Raw genomic sequence first — 19,065 nt, forward strand, 5'->3', positions numbered from 1 at the left:
GACCGACGACTAATTTCTATCCGTGAAGAAAGTAATATAAACGGCGTCAGAAGGGATCATCTGGAGCACCTGCCTGCTGAGGTGGGAAGATTTAACACCCAGGTTTGTGTCGTGGCGCTCATGAAGCGGATCTATCTCGTGAGGCACGGTCAAACCAAGTGGAACGACGAGGGACGTATTCAGGGGTGGGCGTACATCGATTTAGACGACGTTGGACGGAGGCAAGCCCGCCTGGTCGCGGACTATCTCGCACAGAGCCATCCCGGAATCGATCGAATCGCCTCCTCCGATCTCCCTCGAGCGGTCCAGACTGCCGAAACGATCGCGTCGAAACAGCCGTTCGAAGACCTCTCGATCGAACTCGACGACGTCTGGCGAGAACGCGACTTCGGCGTCTTTCAGGGATTCGATAGTTCGACGTTTTTCACCGACTACCCCGAGTACGCGATCCTCGAAAACGGCCAAGCGGCAGCCGAACGCTCCCCCGAAGACGGTGAAAGCTACGCGGCGTTCGACGAGCGCGTCCGGTCTGCCTGGGACGAGTACGTTCGATCCGTCTCCGAGGCGGAATCGTGTATCGTCACTCACAGCGGTGTCATCCGTCAGATCTGTGCGTACGTGAACGATCTGGACTACCAGACCGCGATCGCAGACGTCTCCCTCGAGAACTGTTCGGTCACGGAAATCCGCGTCGAGGACGGCGATCACTCGATCGAGAACAGTAATCGACGCCACTTCCTCGAGAACGACCAGACCGAATCCGCCTGACCGACCCCCCGGCGGGATTCGGTTCGGAACGGCTTGCTCCGGTGGATAATTCGGTTCGGAACGGCTTGCGTTCGGGTATAATTCGATTCGGATACGGCTCAACGAGCGAGTGTCACTAGTTATAAGCCACCCCTCTCGCAACGTAGGTGTATGCCACGTGCTTCACTCGCCACGGTGAATAGGTACGACTGTACCGATGGCGTCGTAACGTTGGAGTGTACGGTCGATCACGATCACTCGGCCGAGGTCGACAAGTACGAACTACCCGAGAGTGACGCGGTCGTCACCCTCGAGTTCTACAATCCAAGTACGTTCCGATTCGAGCTATCGCCGACGGCGGATTCCGGGGCGCAAGGCGTCGACATCTCTCCAGAGACGGTCTCCGAACCGACGTCTGTCGATCTCAGCGAGCGCGACGGCGACCTGCTCGTCAGGACGGACGAACTCGTCGTGACGATCGGTCTCGACGAGTGGCGCTTCGCAGTCGACGAACGCGACGGGGACGAACTGCTGCGCGAACAGCATACTGACCTCACGGCGAAACAGGAGCGCCGCACTGACCCGCTCGGGTTTTCCCTCGAGCGCACCAACCGCTGGCCGTACCGGATCGATTCGACGAGCGGATCGTTCACGCTCTTTCCGGACGAGCACATCTACGGGTTCGGCGAGAAGTTCACCGAGTTCGACAAACGCGGCCAGTTGATCGAATCGTGGATCACCCAGCCAAACGGTGCCGAGACCGAACGGTCCTACAAGAACGTCCCGTTTTTCGTCTCGACTCGCGGCTACGGACTCCTCGTCGACACCGTCAAGCGAACCACGTTCGACGTCGGACACACTTCGTCGGTCTCCAAAGAAATCACGGTCGACGACGAGTCCCTCGCGTTCGTCTTCTGTCACGGGCCGTCGTTCAAGGACGTCCTCCAGACCTACACCGGACTTACCGGACGGCCGGGGTCGGTTCCGAAATGGAGTCTCGGTATCTGGATGTCCCGCCTCGGCTACCAGAACCGCGATGAACTCGAGGGAGTCGCCGACGAAATCCGGAGCCGAGAGTTCCCCTGCGACGTGTTCAACCTCGATCCGCCGTGGCTTCGACCGGAACACCTCTGTGATCTCGTCTGGGACGAAGAGAGCTTCCCCGATCCCGAAGGGATGATCGACGACCTTCACGACGACGGGTTCAAGCTCTGTCTCTGGGAGTATCCGTACCTTCTCTCCCAGACGGACGCCTTCGACGAGGCGTACGAAAACGGGTATCTGGTATCGAACTCCGACGGCGAACCGTACTTGCTGACCCGACTGAGCTGGGCGAGCGACCGAGGTGGTATCGTCGACTTCACCAACCCGGACGCTCGAGAGTGGTGGAAGGACAAACACGCGAAGCTGCTCGATATGGGCGTCGACGCGTTCAAAACCGACTTCGGCGAGTATCTGCCGACTGATGCGATCACGTCAGACGGCCGAAGCGGATCGGCGGTACGAAACGAGTACTCACTACTGTACACGGGCACCGTCCACGAAGCCATGGTCGAAGCGGGCGTCGACCCGTTGCTGTGGGCTCGGCCCGGCTGGACCGGCGGCCAGCAGTATCCCGTCCACTGGGGTGGGGACCCGAACACGACGTTCGAATCGATGGCGGCGTCGTTGCGGGGCGGACTGAGTATTTCGCTGTCGGGGTACGGGTTCTGGAGCTGTGACATCGGCGGGTTCCACGGCGAACCCTCCCCGGAACTGTACGTCCGCTGGGCGCAGTTCGGCTTGCTCGGCCTGAGTCACGCCAGATTCCACGGGACGACACCGCGAGAACCGTGGGAGTACGGCGAGGAGGCTGCCGAAATCGTCACCCGGTACGCACGCGAACGGTACCGTCTCATCCCGTATCTCCACCGGCTGTCGATCGAAGCCTCCGAGACCGGCATTCCCGTCCTCCGCCCGCTGGTTCTCGAGTTCCAGGACGACCGTGCCGTCTACGGCGAACAGACCCAGCTCATGCTCGGTGATTCCCTGCTGGTCGCGCCGGTCCTCTCCTCGACGGACGAACGCGACGTCTACCTCCCGCCAGGCGAGTGGGTCGACTACTGGACCGGCGAGCGATACGACGGCAGTCAGACGGTTACGGTCGACGCGCCACTCGAGACGATGCCGGTCTTCCAGCGCAGTGAGACCGCTATCCCGACGCGTGAGCCGACCCAGTGGGTCGACGAGACCCCCGCCGATCGGGTGACGCTCCGTACGGTTCTCGACGCTGACGGGGATACCGACTGCGAGACGACCGTCTACGAGACGGATCCCGAAGGGACGGCGGTCTCTATCAGTTCGGCTTCCGGCGGCGACGCCATCGACGTCGACGTCGACGGAACCCCGGCCGACTTCGGCGTAACGATCCACGCGGTAGCGGATGCACCAGACGAAATCTCGTGTAACGGAACGGGACTCGAGCGCGTCCCCGACGACCCCGAAAGCGGTCAGTGGAGCTACGACGAGGAGGCGGAGACGGTTACGGCACTGTTCTAACGGGGCGGTTTTCGCTTCCGCGGAGCGTTCTTTTTGCTTGCGTGGTTGCTCGCTGCGTTTCGGTGGAAAACGACGCCCGATACGGATTGCTGCCCTTGTACCGGAGCGATCGCGAGACGGGGGCGGCTTCGGAGATGACGTACAGCAAACCCGTATGAGTGCTCGAAAACGAGCCTTTCAAAGAACCTGGGCCGAGTTCGTCAGCGCTCGCGTATCGGTCCGTTCGTCGGACGACGACCGGGACTCATACGGATTACTGGAACGATTCACCGGCGTAACCGTCGCCTGGCTCGCGGTTGCGCCGGAAATGACGTACAGTAAACCGTATCACTCCCAGCCGTCGAACTCGTCGGTGAGGTAGCGTTCGACGACGTCGTCGTTGAGTTCGATTCCGAGACCGGGACCTTCCGGCAGGTCGACGTAGCCGTCCTCGATGATCGGGCCGCTTCCGTCGACTCGCTGGACGAGGTCCTCCCACCACGGCACGTCAGCCGCGTGGAACTCGAGTGCGAGGAAGTTCGGAATCGACGCGGCGAAGTGGACGCCTGCTACCGTCCCGACCGGACTCGAGATGTTGTGTGGCGCAAGCGGGACGCCGTACAGATCACACAGCGTCGCGACCCGCTGGAGGTCGCGGAGTCCGCCGGTCTTGTTCACGTCCGGCGCGGCGACGTCGACCCCGTCGTTCTGGAGGAGGTTCTGGAATCCAGCGACGGTCGTGACGTTTTCCCCGGTGAGAATCGGGGTATCGAGCGCCTGGGCGATCCGGCGGTGTCCGTCCGTCTTCTCGGGCGGGATCGGATCTTCGATCCACGCGAGGTCGAACGGCTCGAGTTTCTTCCCGAGTCGGATCGCGCTCTCGACGGTGAAGTTCCAGTGGAGGTCGACTCCAAGGTCGATCTCGTAGCCGATCTCCTCGCGGACGGCCTCGATGAGCGACGCCTTGTGCTCGATAGATTCGTTGTCGAGTCGCCTCGAGGCGGTGTCTATCTCCCGGTGGGTCCGAACGTCGAGATCGAACTTCAGGGCGGTGTACCCCTCGTCGACTACATTTCGGGCTGCTCGGGCGTAGGACTCCGGCGTGTAGACGTCCTGGGGATCGAGTTTCTGTGCCTGCGCGAGGGATTCCCCAGCGTGAGTGTCACAGTAGATCTGTACTTCGTCGCGGTACTTCCCGCCCAGCAACTCGTAGACGGGAACGTCGAGCAGCTTCCCTTTGATGTCCCAGAGGGCGATTTCGATCCCGGCGAACGCCGAGCGGCCGAACGCGCCCGTCCCCGTTCGCTCCTGTTCCAGGTGGTCCATCAACCGGTCGATGTCCAGCGGATTCTCCCCGACGATCAGTTCGCCGACGCGTCGTGCGACGTCGCTCGACTCCTCGCCGACGAACGTCTCGCCGATTCCGGTGATACCCGCGTCGGTTTCTACCTTCACGAGGCTCCAGGGGAAGTTCCCCTGGACGACGAGTCGCGAGACGTCGGTGATCTCGAGGTCCCGTTCGGACGGCCGGTTCGATTCGGTCATCTGCAGGTCGCGCCACGGTACGCCTCCCCCCGGGGGGATGACGTACTCGTCGTCTTGGTCTGTCATCGCTATCTGAGACTCGTCTAAGCGCAACTTAATCGTTTGGCATCGCTCCTCGACAGATATGAAAGCCGCTCATAATATACCCCCTACTTTCTTATAGAAGAGTTCCCAACGACCGATGGAGACCAACCTATGGTACTACAGGCCGGAATTATCGGTACGGGTGGAGTCGCTGGACTCGGCCTCCTCGGGATGCACGATGCCGACGAGATCGGCGAACAGAAAGTCGACGAGAGTCACGCGGGTGCCTACGAACGCAGCGACCGGATCGAACTGGTCGCGGTCGCCGACGTCGACGAATCGAAACTGGAAACGTTCGGCTCGCTGTGGGACATTCCGACGAGTAGCCGTTATGCGAGCCACACGGAGATGCTCGAAAACGAGGACCTGGATATCGTCTCGGTGTGTTCGCCGACGTTCCTCCACCACGATCACGTCGTCGACGCCGCCCAGTCACCGGCCGCACCGGACGCCATCTGGTGTGAGAAACCGATCGCCTCGAGTCTGACGAACGCAGAGAACATGGTCGAGGTCTGTTCGGACACCGGAACCGAACTCGTGATCAATCACACCTCTCGGTTTACGCCGAGCATGCAGCGCCTGCGCGAACTCGTCTACGAGGAGGATCTCATCGGCGACGTCCGCTCTGTCAACGCCCAGTTCCGGATGGAACTCGTTCGAAACTCGACGCACGTGCTCGATACCGTCACGTATCTCACCGATGCCGACGCCGTCGAAGTCACGGGCCACCTGACCGACGGCAACGAGGCAAACAGCGCCCTCGAGGTTTCGGAGACGGTCGACGATACCGGCGGTGGCGGCATGATCGTTCTCGACAACGGCGCGTTCTTCACCATCGACTGTACGAATCCCCGGGACATTTCGACGATGGCGTACCAGATTATCGGCACCGACGGTCGGTTGAGCATCGACATCCCGACCGGCGAATGGCGATACTGGGATCTGGTCGACGGCAGTCACGAGGAGACGCCGCTTCCAGACTTCTCCGTCAGTGCCGACGACTACGCACAGGGGTTCGCCAACGCGGCCGAACACCTCGCCGACCTCGTCGCCGGAGACGCGACCAACATCTCCAGCGGCGAGGAGGCACTTCGATCCCTCGAGATCATCGTCGGTATCTACGTTTCGGATACGACGGGGTCGAAAGTCGATCTGCCCCTCGCTGGCCCCCTGAGAGACGTCCGAATCAAATCCTGGTAACTGCGGTCAATCTCGGTGCCTTTTTGACTAGGTAGTGCAAACGTCGATCCATGCGACAGGTCAGATTTATCGATCCAGCAGGAACGACGCGCACCGGAGAGTGGATAGACGGAACGATCGAATTCGGCGACCAGGAGTACGATCCGGCAGACGTCCGGATCCTTCCTCCCTCGGACCCGTCGAAGATCGTTTGTATCGGCCTCAACTACGAGGACCACGCAGAAGAGAGCGGAATGGACCTGCCGGAGCGGCCGTGGCTGTTCCTGAAGGGACCGAACACGCTCGCCGGTCACGGCGACACCGTCTCCCCGCCGTCGGGTAAAGATCAGATCGACTTCGAAGCCGAACTAGGCGTCGTCATCGACCGCCAGTGTCGACACGTCGACGCGGACGACGCCATGGACTTAGTTCGCGGCTTCACCTGCGCGAACGACGTCTCGAACCGCGACGACCAGTACGAAGAACAGAACTGGGTGCGCGGAAAGGCGTTCGACGGTGCCGCACCCGTCGGCCCGGTCGTCGCGACCCCCGATCACGTCCCAGACGACGCGAGCATCGAACTCCGCGTAAACGGCGAAACCAAGCAGTCGTCCTCGCGCTCGGAGCTGATCTTCTCGATTCCCGAACTGATCGAAGAGATCACGACCTACCTCACGCTCGAGCCCGGCGACATCGTCATCACGGGCACTCCCGCCGGCGTCGGACCGCTCGCCGACGGCGACCACGTCGAAGTCGAGATCGAGGGGATCGGGACCCTCGAACACGGCGTCGACCTCTCCTGATCACTCTCGGAGCCGATCCGGAAGCGTCGATCCCAACGACTTATTACCCATTATCGAGACGGTGTAGGTGGTGACGAACGCTCAATGAAGATTACCGATATTAATCAGCATCGCCTGGCGTACGAACTCGACGGGGGATACGACCCCACCTGGATTCCGGAGTTCACCCAGTCGACGCTCGTCGTGGAACTGTTCGAAGTCGAGACGGACGAGGGGATCACCGGGATTTCGGCGACGGCCACCACCCCCGGCGGCTACGAGACGGACGACGGGTTCCTCGAGTTCCTCGAGGGAATGGATCCGTACGAACTCGACGCGATCCGAACGAAACTCAATTCGCTCAACTTCCTCGGTCCGGATCCGTGGCACATCGAAATCGCGCTCTGGGACATCATCGGCAAAGACGTCGGGAAGCCGATCTACAAGCTTCTCGGCGGACGGGACCGCCAGGTTCCCGTCTACGCGAGTACCGGCGAAGTACAACCCACAGAGGAGCGACTCGAATACGTTCAAAACTGCGTCGACGAGGGGATTCAGGCCGTCAAGCTTCGGTTCCAGTCCGAGGATCCCGACGACGACCTCGCGGTCGCCCGCGCCGTCCGCGAGGAGTTCCCCGACCTGACGCTTATGGTCGACGCCAATATGGGATGGAGCATCCGCATGCGAGGCGACGAGCGGCGCTGGTCACAGACCGAGGCGCTGTACGTCGCAACGGAACTCGAAGAGATCGGCGGCGTCGCGTGGCTCGAAGAGCCGCTTCCACAGGACCAGTACGACCGGCTCGCCGAACTGCGACGGAACACGTCCATCGCCATCGCCGGCGGCGAATCCAACTCCGGACTCACCCCGTTTCGGGAATATCTCGACCACGATTCGCTCGACATTTACCAGCCCGACGCGGTCTTCGCGACCGGTATTCGTGGCGGCAAGACCGTCGCGGAGATGGCCCGCCTGCACGGACGCGAGTTTGCGCCCCACACGTGGTCGAACGGCCTCGGACTCGCCGCGAACCTCCATCTCATCGCAGCGAGCGACTCCCGGTGGTGTGAGTACCCGCTCGAACCACCCGCCTGGGACGAACAGGCGCGAGACTTCATGCTCGAGTCCCCGCTTACCCACGAGGACGGCTACATCTCGCCGCCGAACGGACCCGGACTCGGCGTCGAACTCGACTGGGACGCGATCGAAGCGGCGAAAGTCGACGACGAATAACTCCTGGGACAACCGGTTTCGGACTCCCGTCTCGGCGACGGCGCGCGAAAATTCGTAAAGCGATCCGGTACGATTTCCGCTCGGTTTTGGAAACGATCCGACAGATTTCCGCTCTGTTTCTGGAAACGATCCGGTACGGTTTCCGCTCTGTTCCTGAAAACGATCCGACAGATTTCCGCTCGGTTTCGAGGGGAGAACGGAACTATATTGGCTCGAGTACGTCGTCGGATTCGTAGATCGACTCGATCGCTTCCATGTCGACGAGTCCGTGCTCACCGTCGGGTTCGAGCGGCCGGTCGTTCAACACTCGCGATGCGAAGTAGTCGAACTCCGCCCGGATCGCGTTTGCCTCCTCGAAGGTGACCGTCGTCCGTCGTTCCCCGTCAGTGATGCTGACGTCGACGTCCCCGAAGAAGGCGGGCTCGATTCGGATTTCTCCGTCCGTCGTCGTGACGTGGAGGTGACTCGATATCGCTGCGTTCTGGCTGGCCGTGTACGATCCCAGCACTCCGTTCTCGAATTCGACGGTGAACGCGACGTGTTCGTCGACGCTCTCGAACCCGTCGGTCGGGGAACGCGATCGACCGTCCGCTGCGACCGGATCGGCGTCCAGCAGAAACCGCGTCGTGTTCAGCGGATAGATCCCGAGATCGATCAACGCTGCTCCGCCGGAGAGTTCCGGATTCAATCGCCACTGATCGGGATCGGGTCCGATCATCTCGAAGATCGGCTGGGACATGCTTCCCCGGACGTGTACCGGGTCGCCAATCTCCCCAGACGAGAGCAGGTCTCGTACCCATCGCATCGCGGGCTCGAAGTGGATTCGGTAGGCGATCATCAGTGAGACCCCCTCCTCTTCACAGCGATCGACCATCTGGCGGGACCGATCGGCCGAAATCTCCATCGGCTTCTCACAGAGGACGTGTTTTTCGTGTTCCGCCGCCGCTTCGGTGAGATCGAGGTGAGTGGCGTTTGGCGTCGCGATGTACACCGCATCGTACGCGTCGCTGTCGACGCCGTTCTCGAATTCCTCATACGTCAGTGAGACGTCGGCGTCGGCGGTTTCCGCGACCTCCTGTGCTTTCTCCGAGTCACCGCTGACGACACACGTCGTTTCCGCGTACTCCGATCCGTCGATCGCCGGAACGACCCACTCCCGCGTGAACCCTCCCAGCCCGACCAGTGCAAACGAAAGCGTCCCCTCGACCGTCTCGTCGTCCCAGTCTCGCTGTGAAAACTCCTCGTACGATGGTGGATACATACTCTTCCATGATCGCTTCAGAGCCATATAATTACCCAAGACGAACGGCGGTCGCGGGCCACAGACAGTTGAGGGTATTGCGTCATAGCCGGTCGTATCCACTCGTGGGTTTGGGTCCCAGCGGATCGAACGCCTCGAGGTTCTTCGTTCACCGATATCGTCTCGAGCCTTCCACTCTAACCCGGACCGACTTACAAGAAATCGCAATCGGAGGACCTATCAGGAGTTGCAATCGGACGACCTATCAGGAGTTGCAATCGGACGGCCTGTAGAACGGCGTTGACCTCCTCCGAAGTCGACGCTCACGCACCGTTCAACCGGCTCTGTCGCCACGCCTCCGTGGTCGCAGTCTGATTGAACGTATACAGACGGAGGCCGCCGATATTGAACTGTTCGTCGTCGACGTATGCGGAGAGATCGTCGATCAGTTCATCGGGTTTGTACTTCCCCTTCGCTCTGATGAGCTCCGTCGCGAATCCGACGAACCCGGTCGTCTTCCGCAAAAACTGGAGCGGTTCGGCGATCCCCCACCTGCGACAGAGCGACATCAACTGCCAGTAATTCATCACGCCCGGGATCCCGACCTCGACCGGAAGTTCGATGCCCCGATTACGGATTCTATTGATCCACTCGATGATGGCAGTCGAGTCGAAACTGAGCTGTGTGACGATGTAGGTCGCGTACGCCTTTTTCTTCTCCATCGCCGATCGCAAAACGCTATCCTCGAGGAATTCGTGACCCGTCGGATATCCACCGATACCCACTTCCTCGAACGAATGCCCCAGCTCGTCTAACGCGACGAGCAGTTCGTACGCCGAAGAGAAATCCCCGACCGGTTCGTCCAGATCCCCACCCGGAACGAATATATTGGTTATGTCGGCATCCAACAGTCGCTGGGCGATCTCATCGAGTTCGTCGCGATCGGAGATAAACCGTGCACCGATGTGGGGAACGACATCGTACCCCTGTGTCGCGGCGGAGACGGACCGTTCGATCGTTGGTTCGATTCCGTTTTTCGGCGCGAGCGTAACCGCGATCGTTTCTCCGTCCGGGATGTTCGTCAACGCCTGCTCGAACGAATCGATCGAGTTCAGATCGAAGGTCACGTCCTCGAGTAACGTTTGAACTGCATCACGCTGTTCCGGCACGCCAGGGTTACGCGGCATACAGGTAGTCACCTCTCAGGGCGTGTTTATCTTTTCGGTGTGACATTGTCGACCGGGCGTATTCGATAGAATCTCTGTCGGTCGAGCGTATCCACCTATAGTAACAACTGAAACGATTTACACACCGATCGCATAGCCGCCATGCGATCGGGTGTGCATTGACTTTCAGTGGCTACTATAGAACCTTTTGTCGACCGAGCGCTCACGTACGAGGAATTTCGACTACTACCCGATTTTTGATCGCCACATATTCGTGCTGAACGATCCTGACGCCGGATAGCCTCCTACTCTTGTCGGTCCATGACGCGGTATTGGTGTCCCGAGTACAGAATACCGACAGGCCGTTCAGTCTATCGGCACAGCATACCGCGACCCCGTTTACCCGGAATAAACACATTCATGGTCCATCAGTTCGTGGCTCTACGTATGCCGGACCCAAACAACACGGTCGACGCACTCGGGACGACGGTGGAGATCGTCAATACGCTTTCCAGAAACGGGCCATCCGGAGTGACTGAGCTTTCGAATCGTCTCGATATTCCCAAAAGTACGATTTTCGTTCACCTGAATACCCTTCGAAATCACGGGTTAGTCATCAACGAAAACGATCAATACCGCCTCACCTATCGATTCGTCGAAGTAGGCCAACGCATGTTGAGAGGTGACCGACTCTACGAACACGGCCACCAGGAAGTCCGAAACCTGGCCGAAGAAACCGGGTTACTGGCCAATTTGATGGTAAAAGAAGGTGACTACGGCGTCTACCTCTGTTCTATCTCTGGAAGCGAATCGATCAATCTTCAGGCCATCGCCGGGGACCGAGCACCGCTGCACGCAACTGGTCTCGGCCAGGCGATACTCGCACATCTTCCCGAGTCACAGGTATCCGATATCATCACTTCTCGTGGACTAGAGCCGGAAACGCCGAATACGATCACGGACAGTGACGAATTGCTGGACCGACTCTCGAACGTACGAGAACGCGGATTCGCCACCGATGACGAAGAGTATCTTCAGGGCGTCAAGTGTATCGCGGTTCCGATTCACGGTGATTCGACGGTCGCCGGGGCACTGAGCGTCTCGGGGCCATCGTCTCAGGTCGAACGCCGGAAGTCAGAACTCAAAAATGCAGTTATCGAGAAAGCAAACGTAATCGAATTGAATATCGTCTATCAGTAGCTTTTACCCCGAGTAAACAACTACTCCCGTTTTTGGGATGGCCCCGATCGCCGCACCCGATATGTAAACCAGTTTTTGGCTCGATTACCCCCATCCATCGATTATCCCCATCTATCGATTCTCCTCATTAACTCGGTTCAGCTCTCATACAGTCTGTTGCAACTATTTGCCGATCGGCCACAGATGGGAATAGTCGTACCGGTAATGGCTCGCAGTAGTCCGTATCGGAGCAGAATTTGATCCCTGTCGATGTCTGCTTGGACTGGTGCTTCCGCATTATCCCAGCCGCTGCACATTTCGTGAGCCTCGGCTTATACCTACTCAATCTTCGATTCGAGTGGCAAACCCGGTTTCGATCCGAGTGGCGAACCCGGATCACTATCGTGGACCAGGCGACCTGTGTACACATCAGTTCACTCGTACAACCGAACACTCGAGTCGAATTACCTCACTTCAGTTACAGCAGCTCACAAAGCCATTCGGTTCTTGTCTCACTCACATCGTTTCACTCCGCAATCCAGGCTGTTTACCGATGGTACACAGTGAACACCTCTCGTGCGATTCTATAGTAGCCACCGAACGATTCGCACTGCTGTGGGGCGTTGGCGGTGGGGCCGGGGACGGGTGCAACCAACCGGCAAATCGGTACGACAGACCAGAAATAGTCGAGAGAGAGCGGTGATAACCGGTGTGTATCAAATCACACGGTTGGATTACGATCGTACGTATGTAATATATTGGGGAAACGGGGAGAGTATAGACGTACGTATATGATATGTTCGAATGAATAAGAGAAGTTAGAAGTGGGTTACCCTACTTCCCGTGATTTACTATCAGTTAAAATATATTATATGTTGATTAAATCCTTACTTATAGTATCACATATTGTCTCTGTTCCTACGCTTTAATAAGTGTAATACCACTCATGACCCATATAAATGCGATATACAGCCGAATAGAGAATATAATATAATGTTTTCAGTACTGAATATCTCCATTATTGCATGCAATTTGTTATATATGTACACCAACTATTGAGGTGTTGAAATGACTTTATACGTTTAAGTACAGGCCATACTTGTGACAACGATGGTACTGGATCACTTCTGGAGTGGGCACAATACGTTGGATAGTGAGACGGTCATTGCAGAGAGTTGATAGACTGATGCAATCAGTGCTCAGAGCCAGTTCTTCACCGGAAAGATGGTGTCCGACCTACTCTTCTATCCCGAGAGCCAGGGTATTCCCGAGGTCGTATCGACTTCTGGGAATCTTTCCTTGAATCTCCCCCTCTCACACAGCGGTTTTCCTGAGTAATCCACTCGAAAGAGTGGGTTGGGTTACTCGAGGTCATCGCAGTGGAACGGGGAGACCGTGTGTTTCCGGGGTTTGCGTGTACGATTTACTAGAGTACGGAATGCTCCAGTTCAGGTCGAGCAATCGTAGATCTGAACCTTTATTATATGATTTATGGTATAGGTAATACTAGTAGAGTCAAACGGACTCGAAGAATGCGGGACGTGAGAGTGTCGGACAGCGATTTTCCTGAGATATTCTCTCGATCTCTGACGTCCCTTTATATGTGTGGGGACATCAGCCTTCGTTGTCATCAGAGATTCTCGTCGCGAACTCAGGAAAACCGCTGTGTGAGAGTCTTCGATAGTCGAACGCTACTCGAACGCTGCTCGAGCTGTAACTCGAGAAACTCAGGAAACTCAGGAAAGATTAATGTGGGTCGGCGTCACTGTCTGTACTATCATGGATGACGTTGATTCGATCTTCGCGGACGACGTCGAACTGATAAAAAACGCGGAAGTCCTCGAGGAAGATTATACTCCCGAACGAATCCTGTGTCGGGATGACGTTCTCGACCAGTACACGAGCGTCTTCAAACCCATCTACAAGGGTCGGCCGCCCCAGAACGCCTTCTTGTATGGTGATACTGGTGTCGGAAAGACGGCCGCGACGAAATACCTCCGGGAAAACCTCGAGCACGATATCGAACGGAAGAACGACCAGCTACCCGATGATGAACAGATCACGTTGAATGTCGTCTGGATTAACTGCGAAAATTTCACAACAGCGGATCACAAGACCTCGTCGTATCAGGTTGCGGTAGGTATCGTGAATCGGTTACGCGATCAAGGTAATCGCATTACTGGGACGGGCTATGCGCCCCAGGACGTCTACGACATCATGTACGACGAACTCGACGAGCTCGATGGGACCGTACTTGTCATTCTGGACGAAGTAGACAAAATCGGCGACGATGATACACTCCTCTATGAATTACCTCGATCTAGGGATATCGGGTACGTTGATAATGTGCGAGTCGGTGTCATTGGGATCAGCAACGACTATACGTTCAGAAAGAACCTGTCCCCCAAGGTAAAAGACAGCCTGTGTGAGACTGAAATCAAGTTCCCAGCGTACGATGCCGAAGAACTCTCGGAGATACTCGGGGCCCGGGCGGACTTGGCACTCTACGATGGAGCGTACAGCCAGGAGACGATATCCTTGTGTTCGGCTCTCGCCTATCAGGAGGCATCCGGGAGCGCTCGGCGAGCGATTCGATTGCTCCGTCGATCGGCAGAAATCGCGGAGGAAGACGGTTCGGAGCAAATTCAGGAGAGACACATTCGCCAGGCCGATAAGGATCTAGAATACGGTAACATCGTCGAATCGATCGTCGACCAGGACGACGAAAAACTGTACATATTGAAAGCGCTCGCACACCTCGATAGCGCCGATCTCACACCAGCTCGCACCCGTACGATTCACGCCGCGTACGCTCGAGTCGTTCGTTCGTACAACGAGGAGAGCGGAAAGGATCCGCTCACTCAGCGGGGGATGTTCAACCACCTCTCAAAGCTCGTGATGTTTGGCTTCGTGAATACGATCGATCACAACAAGGGTGCCGGTGGTGGACAGTGGAACGAACACGAGTTCAGTGACGACGTCGATCCACAAAAGGTCAAAGACGCGTTCGCGGATCGGGACCTCCGGTGGTTGGACATCGACGTTCGTGGGATCGAAAAATAACTCAGGAAAACTGCTGTAACGCCACTGACTGATCACCGTATTCTTTCGCCGGAGTGTACATCGATTATTTTCGGCGGTATAGTAACTGGGACTATTTACACACCCAACGCACAGCGGTCGTGTGATCAGGTGTGTAGTGACTTCCAGTGGCTACTAAAATGTCTTCAATCAATACACTATCTCCAAAAACGTTCGAAGTGGTTGTTTCGGACCGATTCTACTGACACCGGGTTGTTTCGGACCGATTCTACTGACGCCGCTTCGATCCGACTCTCTCTTTCGTTTTGCGACGGATCGCTACTGGTTCTCTGGGGGTGATTATTCGCCGTCTTCGTCGGACACTTCGTCTTCGTCACCTCCGTCTATGGATTCGTTCTCGTCTTCCCCGTCGCTCAGTTCATCGTCGTCGCCGTCTTCATCGCCCAGTTCATTGTCATCGCCGTCTTCGTCGCCCAGTTCATTGTCATCGCCGTCTTCGTCGCCCAGTTCATTGTCATCGCCGTCTTCGTCGCCCAGTTCATTGTCATCGCCGTCTTCATCACCCAATTCGGTTTCGTCGTCGTCCTCATCGCCGAACCCGTCTTCGTCGTCGCCCTCTTCATCGTCGAAACCGTCTTCGCCGTCGTCATCCCCAAACCCGTCTTCGCCGTCGTCCTCGTCGCCGAATCCGTCTTCGTCGTCGTCCTGGTCTTCCATACAGCCTGCGATCGCTGCAACCATACCAACGCCGAGCGCTTTCGTGAACTGGCGTCGATCGAGATCTGGTGCTTTCATAGCGTGCGTTCGAGCCCACAAGGAATCGATAAATAAGGTGGACACTCCGTTTTCTCGAGTAGTTCAAAATTGGATTGAATTCAGATTTTTACCGTCGGAGCAAGCGAACAGTTGCAGTTGCGACAGTTGTTTCCGGGCGCACAAATGACGGCGGTCGATTGCTACTGATCGGATAGTTCAACCACATCGAAATCGACCCGCTGAGTGAGGTGTGAGCGCCTGGAGAACCAATCGAAGCAATCCAAACATCTCATTACCTGAATTTCACCGGATACAACTGTTTGAATAAAATACTTGGGATCGTTTCACCCATAGTACCGACTGAAACCATCTGTACATCGATCTCCAGTCTGGGTTTCTCGCTCGCTTCGCTGGCTCACGGGTCGTTCCTCCCCGTTCGCCGTTCCGCGGTTCTCGCTCGTTCCGTTCTGCTCACGGCTCCTTGCGGTCGCCGTTCGCCGTTCCGCGGTTCTCGCTCGCTTCGCTCACTCTGAACGGGTGCACTCTGAACGGGTGCACTCCGAACCGTGCTCCCGTCGCGTGATCGGGGATACGCTGGCGTTCGGTAGTTGTTATGATCCCTAGTGTTTCGAAATTGGGAGACTTGGAGATCGGCTCACCTCGGGGGAATTATCGGCGCCAACTGGAGATCTCGAGGTCCGGCGGTCGACGTCCCATTTCGGTTCGTCCTCGGCAACCGATGAACCCTGCCGATAATCTATCCCAGTTCATATTTTTAACACAACACTTCCTGTCTTTCGAGACCGTTCGTGTTTCGACGATTCGCTCGTGTTTCAGCGACACCCTCGATTTTGACGTGATCCTATAGTCGTCACTGAACGTCACTCCACACCCGATCGACAGACGGATTGGCGATCGGTGTGTAACTCGTTTCAGTTGTTACTATCGGTTTAACGGATCGATAGTAATGTGTCTCAGCCCCCATCCGGGTGGTAGACAGTCGTGTCATACCGACCGGTTCCACTACCCGATTTCGTCCGGCAGCGGCTGAACGGATATCGTGACTACGAACGAGGCTTATCGAACAGATGACCCGGATGTATCGTCGAGACGATGCGGCATCGACTACGAGTACCACAACCGATTCGAGCGGGATGGAGACGCTTCTAATTGGTATCGACGCGGGGTGTCTCCCGATCTTCGAGCAGTTGTTCGAAGCTGACTGCATCCCGACGATCGAGCGACTCTGTGCGGACGGAGCGGTGGCCCCCCTCGAGTCCCAGATCCCGCCGTGGACGCCGAGCGCCTGGCCGTCGATCTACACCGGCGTCAATCCGGGACAACACGGTGCGATCGGGTTCGTGGGATACGACGGCTACGACTGGCACGTGACGAGCAACGACGACGTCGAGGAACACTCACTCTGGACCCTGCTGGACCGTCACGACCGCTCGAGCGTTGTCGTCAACGCGCCGGTGACACACCCCCCCGAGGAGTTCGACGGCGCGGTAATTCCTGGTTTTCTCGGTCCCGAGAGCCCCACCTGTCATCCGGAGGGGGTACTGGAGGACGTTCGCGATGCGATCGGGGAGTATCGCGTGTACCCGAACTATAGCCGTGACGACGACTCACTCACGACCGACGAGAAGGTCACGGAGTACCGCCGTCTGATACGGATGCGCGGCGAAGCGTTTCGCTACCTCGTCGACGCGTACGATCCCGACTTCGGTTTCGTCCAGTTCCAGAAGACGGATACCGTCTTCCACGAATTAGCGGGTGACGAGCGGACGGTCGAAACCGTCTACGAAACGACCGACGAGGAAATCGCGACGATCATCGAGGGCTGTGATCCCGACCGGATTTTCCTGGTGAGCGACCACGGAATGGGTCGGTACGACGGCTACGAGTTCCGAATCAACGAATTCCTCCGCGACGAGGGGTTCCTCGAGACGACGACCGGTGGAAAGGGAATGCCGTCGTGGACGCCGATGCGTCGACGACTCCGCGAGGGGGAGGAGTGTGACTCGTGGGAGCCCGGGGCGGTCGCACGGGCGGCGTCGGTCGCCGCCAGATTCGGGCTTACGGCCAGCCGAGTACGGGCCGCCCTCGAGCGGGTTGGGCTTGCCGACGTGGCGATTGCACACGCACCTGGTGGCGTTTCGCGGACGGCGAACGAACAGGTCGACTTCGCCTCTTCGAAGGCCTACGTTCGCGCGCGGACGGAACTGGGCGTCCGAATCAATCTCGAGGGCCGCGAGCCGGAGGGTGTCGTCCCGCCCGATGAGTACGAAAAAGTCCGCGAAGATCTCATTCGATCGCTTCAGGGCGTCGAGACGCCGGAGGGAGAGCCGGTATTCGAGACCGTCGCGCCGGGTGAGCAGTACTTTCACGGCGACAACGCTGACCGGACCGTCGACGTCGTCACGATTCCGAACGGGTTCGAGCACGCACTCACCGAACGACTCGATGGCAACTACTTCGGTTCGGTCGAACCGTGGAATCACAAACTCGACGGCGTCTTCGTCGCGGTGGGTTCCGACATCGACGAAGATGCTGGACTCGAGCGTGCCCACCTCTTCGACGTCGCACCGACGGTCCTCGCGGCGATGGGAGTTCCGTACAGTGATCGGATGGATGGCGGCGTCCTCCCTGTTGTCGATCCGATCGAGCCGATGACCTACCCTCCCTACGCGGAACGCGGAGATCACGATGCCCATGAAAAGCACGACGACGCCGATGTGGACGATGAGGTGACCGGTCGGCTCGCCGATCTCGGGTACATCGACTAAGCGGTGTCGCCAGCGTTCGCCATTCCCGCTCCCGAAACGATCGTTACCTGCTCTATAAGTATTGGGCCGCGGACGAACTGGTCGCAGTGAACGCACCAGGTTATGGGATTTATTGCACAAATTCGCGTCGTCCACGACGAACTTCCGTTGACGCCGACGATAGCAGTCCGACCGGACGTCACGATCAGGTACGAGTACGCCGTCCGGACCGACCGCACGAAGGTGTTCGTTTCCGTCTTCGGCGACGACCACGCAACACTCGAGTCGTCGCTTGAGGCGGATCCGACCGTTTCGTCGCCCCAGCGGGTTGGGACGTTCGAGAACCGCTCGATATACCGAATCACCCTCGAGACCGACCGGGAGATCGTTCCCGACCGTTGTGCTGAACGTGGGCTGTTCGTCTTTACGATGACGAGCGGCGAAATCGGGTGGATCGTTCGGGTTCACTTTCCCGACCGGGAAACGTTGACCGCGTACCGGGAGTACTGTATCGACCGGAACGTTTCGTTCCGCGTGAATCAGCTGTACGACTCGACCGCTTCGGACGACGCCACCTACTTCCTCACGGAGCGGCAACACGAAATCCTCGCGATGGCTTACTACGGGGGTTACTACGACATTCCGCGGTCGATCACCCAGGACGATCTCGCCGATCGCCTCGAGATTTCGGACTCGGCAGTCTCCCAGCGCCTCCGTCGAGCCGTCTCGGAACTGATCCGTGCGACGATCGAAACCGACCGAAAGCCCGCCGTACCCGGGTGATCGTGGGACTGGTTTTGGCCGTACCTATTGGCCTTCTCGAGCCT

Annotated in this window: 13 protein-coding genes; 9 read left to right on the top strand and 4 right to left on the bottom strand. The window is 58.0% G+C overall.

The window, feature by feature from the left end:
* Window positions 1–120 precede the first annotated feature (120 nt).
* Window positions 121–768: a histidine phosphatase family protein gene (locus EA473_RS07620; RefSeq protein WP_165875223.1), complete on the top strand. Its 648-nt coding sequence runs from the start codon at window positions 121–123 to the stop codon at window positions 766–768.
* A 150-nt stretch (window positions 769–918) separates the two neighbouring features.
* Window positions 919–3,285 (top strand): TIM-barrel domain-containing protein, encoded by a 2,367-nt coding sequence (locus tag EA473_RS07625; protein ID WP_124195072.1) that lies wholly within the window; start codon window positions 919–921, stop codon window positions 3,283–3,285.
* A 327-nt stretch (window positions 3,286–3,612) separates the two neighbouring features.
* On the opposite strand, the gene EA473_RS07630 is transcribed toward EA473_RS07625, so the two are convergent.
* Window positions 3,613–4,875 (bottom strand): mandelate racemase/muconate lactonizing enzyme family protein, encoded by a 1,263-nt coding sequence (locus EA473_RS07630; protein WP_124195073.1) that lies wholly within the window; start codon window positions 4,873–4,875, stop codon window positions 3,613–3,615.
* Window positions 4,876–5,004: 129 nt separating this feature from the next.
* Here EA473_RS07630 and EA473_RS07635 point away from each other — a divergent pair, with 129 nt between their 5' ends.
* From EA473_RS07635 to EA473_RS07645, 3 genes are all read left to right on the top strand, one after another.
* Window positions 5,005–6,093, top strand: coding sequence for a Gfo/Idh/MocA family protein (locus tag EA473_RS07635; RefSeq protein ID WP_124195074.1), 1,089 nt, complete (start codon window positions 5,005–5,007; stop codon window positions 6,091–6,093).
* A gap of 50 nt (window positions 6,094–6,143) precedes the next feature.
* A complete protein-coding gene (locus EA473_RS07640) occupies window positions 6,144–6,875 on the top strand; it encodes a fumarylacetoacetate hydrolase family protein (RefSeq protein WP_124195075.1) in 732 nt (243 codons plus the stop codon).
* Window positions 6,876–6,959: 84 nt separating this feature from the next.
* Window positions 6,960–8,087 (top strand): mandelate racemase/muconate lactonizing enzyme family protein, encoded by a 1,128-nt coding sequence (locus EA473_RS07645; protein WP_124195076.1) that lies wholly within the window; start codon window positions 6,960–6,962, stop codon window positions 8,085–8,087.
* 202 nt (window positions 8,088–8,289) lie between these two features.
* Here the strand turns inward: EA473_RS07645 and gfo6 are convergent, their stop codons facing one another.
* Window positions 8,290–9,348 (bottom strand): D-xylose 1-dehydrogenase Gfo6, encoded by a 1,059-nt coding sequence (gfo6, locus tag EA473_RS07650; protein WP_124195077.1) that lies wholly within the window; start codon window positions 9,346–9,348, stop codon window positions 8,290–8,292.
* 302 nt (window positions 9,349–9,650) lie between these two features.
* Window positions 9,651–10,514 carry a methylenetetrahydrofolate reductase gene (locus EA473_RS07655; protein WP_124195078.1) on the bottom strand — a complete coding sequence of 288 codons (864 nt, stop codon included), beginning with the start codon at window positions 10,512–10,514 and terminating at the stop codon, window positions 9,651–9,653.
* 426 nt (window positions 10,515–10,940) lie between these two features.
* Here EA473_RS07655 and EA473_RS07660 point away from each other — a divergent pair, with 426 nt between their 5' ends.
* Both EA473_RS07660 and EA473_RS07665 read left to right on the top strand, forming a co-directional pair.
* Window positions 10,941–11,693 carry an IclR family transcriptional regulator gene (locus EA473_RS07660; RefSeq protein ID WP_165875224.1) on the top strand — a complete coding sequence of 251 codons (753 nt, stop codon included), beginning with the start codon at window positions 10,941–10,943 and terminating at the stop codon, window positions 11,691–11,693.
* Between the two features lie 1,758 nt (window positions 11,694–13,451).
* On the top strand, window positions 13,452–14,735 hold the full coding sequence (locus tag EA473_RS07665) for a Cdc6/Cdc18 family protein (protein ID WP_124195080.1): 1,284 nt from the start codon (window positions 13,452–13,454) through the stop codon (window positions 14,733–14,735).
* 318 nt (window positions 14,736–15,053) lie between these two features.
* Here EA473_RS07665 and EA473_RS07670 read toward each other — a convergent pair whose 3' ends face one another.
* Window positions 15,054–15,509: a hypothetical protein gene (locus EA473_RS07670; protein WP_124195081.1), complete on the bottom strand. Its 456-nt coding sequence runs from the start codon at window positions 15,507–15,509 to the stop codon at window positions 15,054–15,056.
* Window positions 15,510–16,558: 1,049 nt separating this feature from the next.
* Between EA473_RS07670 and EA473_RS07675 the strand changes: the two genes are divergently transcribed.
* Complete coding sequence (locus EA473_RS07675; protein WP_124195082.1) at window positions 16,559–18,259, top strand: alkaline phosphatase family protein; 1,701 nt, start codon at window positions 16,559–16,561, stop codon at window positions 18,257–18,259.
* A 102-nt stretch (window positions 18,260–18,361) separates the two neighbouring features.
* Window positions 18,362–19,021: a helix-turn-helix domain-containing protein gene (locus EA473_RS07680; RefSeq protein WP_124195083.1), complete on the top strand. Its 660-nt coding sequence runs from the start codon at window positions 18,362–18,364 to the stop codon at window positions 19,019–19,021.
* Window positions 19,022–19,065: the final 44 nt, after the last annotated feature.

The sequence above is a fragment of the Natrarchaeobius chitinivorans genome (assembly GCF_003841505.1).
Classification (GTDB): Archaea; Halobacteriota; Halobacteria; order Halobacteriales; family Natrialbaceae; genus Natrarchaeobius; species Natrarchaeobius chitinivorans.

Bases quoted from the DNA above. Each gene is read 5' to 3' on its own strand.
- EA473_RS07620 (WP_165875223.1), top strand. From the start codon at position 121: ATGAAGCGGATCTATCTCGTGAGGCACGGTCAAACCAAGTGGAACGAC.
- EA473_RS07625 (WP_124195072.1), top strand. From the start codon at position 919: ATGCCACGTGCTTCACTCGCCACGGTGAATAGGTACGACTGTACCGAT.
- EA473_RS07630 (WP_124195073.1), bottom strand. From the start codon at position 4,875: ATGACAGACCAAGACGACGAGTACGTCATCCCCCCGGGGGGAGGCGTA.
- EA473_RS07635 (WP_124195074.1), top strand. From the start codon at position 5,005: ATGGTACTACAGGCCGGAATTATCGGTACGGGTGGAGTCGCTGGACTC.
- EA473_RS07640 (WP_124195075.1), top strand. From the start codon at position 6,144: ATGCGACAGGTCAGATTTATCGATCCAGCAGGAACGACGCGCACCGGA.
- EA473_RS07645 (WP_124195076.1), top strand. From the start codon at position 6,960: ATGAAGATTACCGATATTAATCAGCATCGCCTGGCGTACGAACTCGAC.
- gfo6 (WP_124195077.1), bottom strand. From the start codon at position 9,348: ATGTATCCACCATCGTACGAGGAGTTTTCACAGCGAGACTGGGACGAC.
- EA473_RS07655 (WP_124195078.1), bottom strand. From the start codon at position 10,514: ATGCCGCGTAACCCTGGCGTGCCGGAACAGCGTGATGCAGTTCAAACG.
- EA473_RS07660 (WP_165875224.1), top strand. From the start codon at position 10,941: ATGCCGGACCCAAACAACACGGTCGACGCACTCGGGACGACGGTGGAG.
- EA473_RS07665 (WP_124195080.1), top strand. From the start codon at position 13,452: ATGGATGACGTTGATTCGATCTTCGCGGACGACGTCGAACTGATAAAA.
- EA473_RS07670 (WP_124195081.1), bottom strand. From the start codon at position 15,509: ATGAAAGCACCAGATCTCGATCGACGCCAGTTCACGAAAGCGCTCGGC.
- EA473_RS07675 (WP_124195082.1), top strand. From the start codon at position 16,559: ATGACCCGGATGTATCGTCGAGACGATGCGGCATCGACTACGAGTACC.
- EA473_RS07680 (WP_124195083.1), top strand. From the start codon at position 18,362: ATGGGATTTATTGCACAAATTCGCGTCGTCCACGACGAACTTCCGTTG.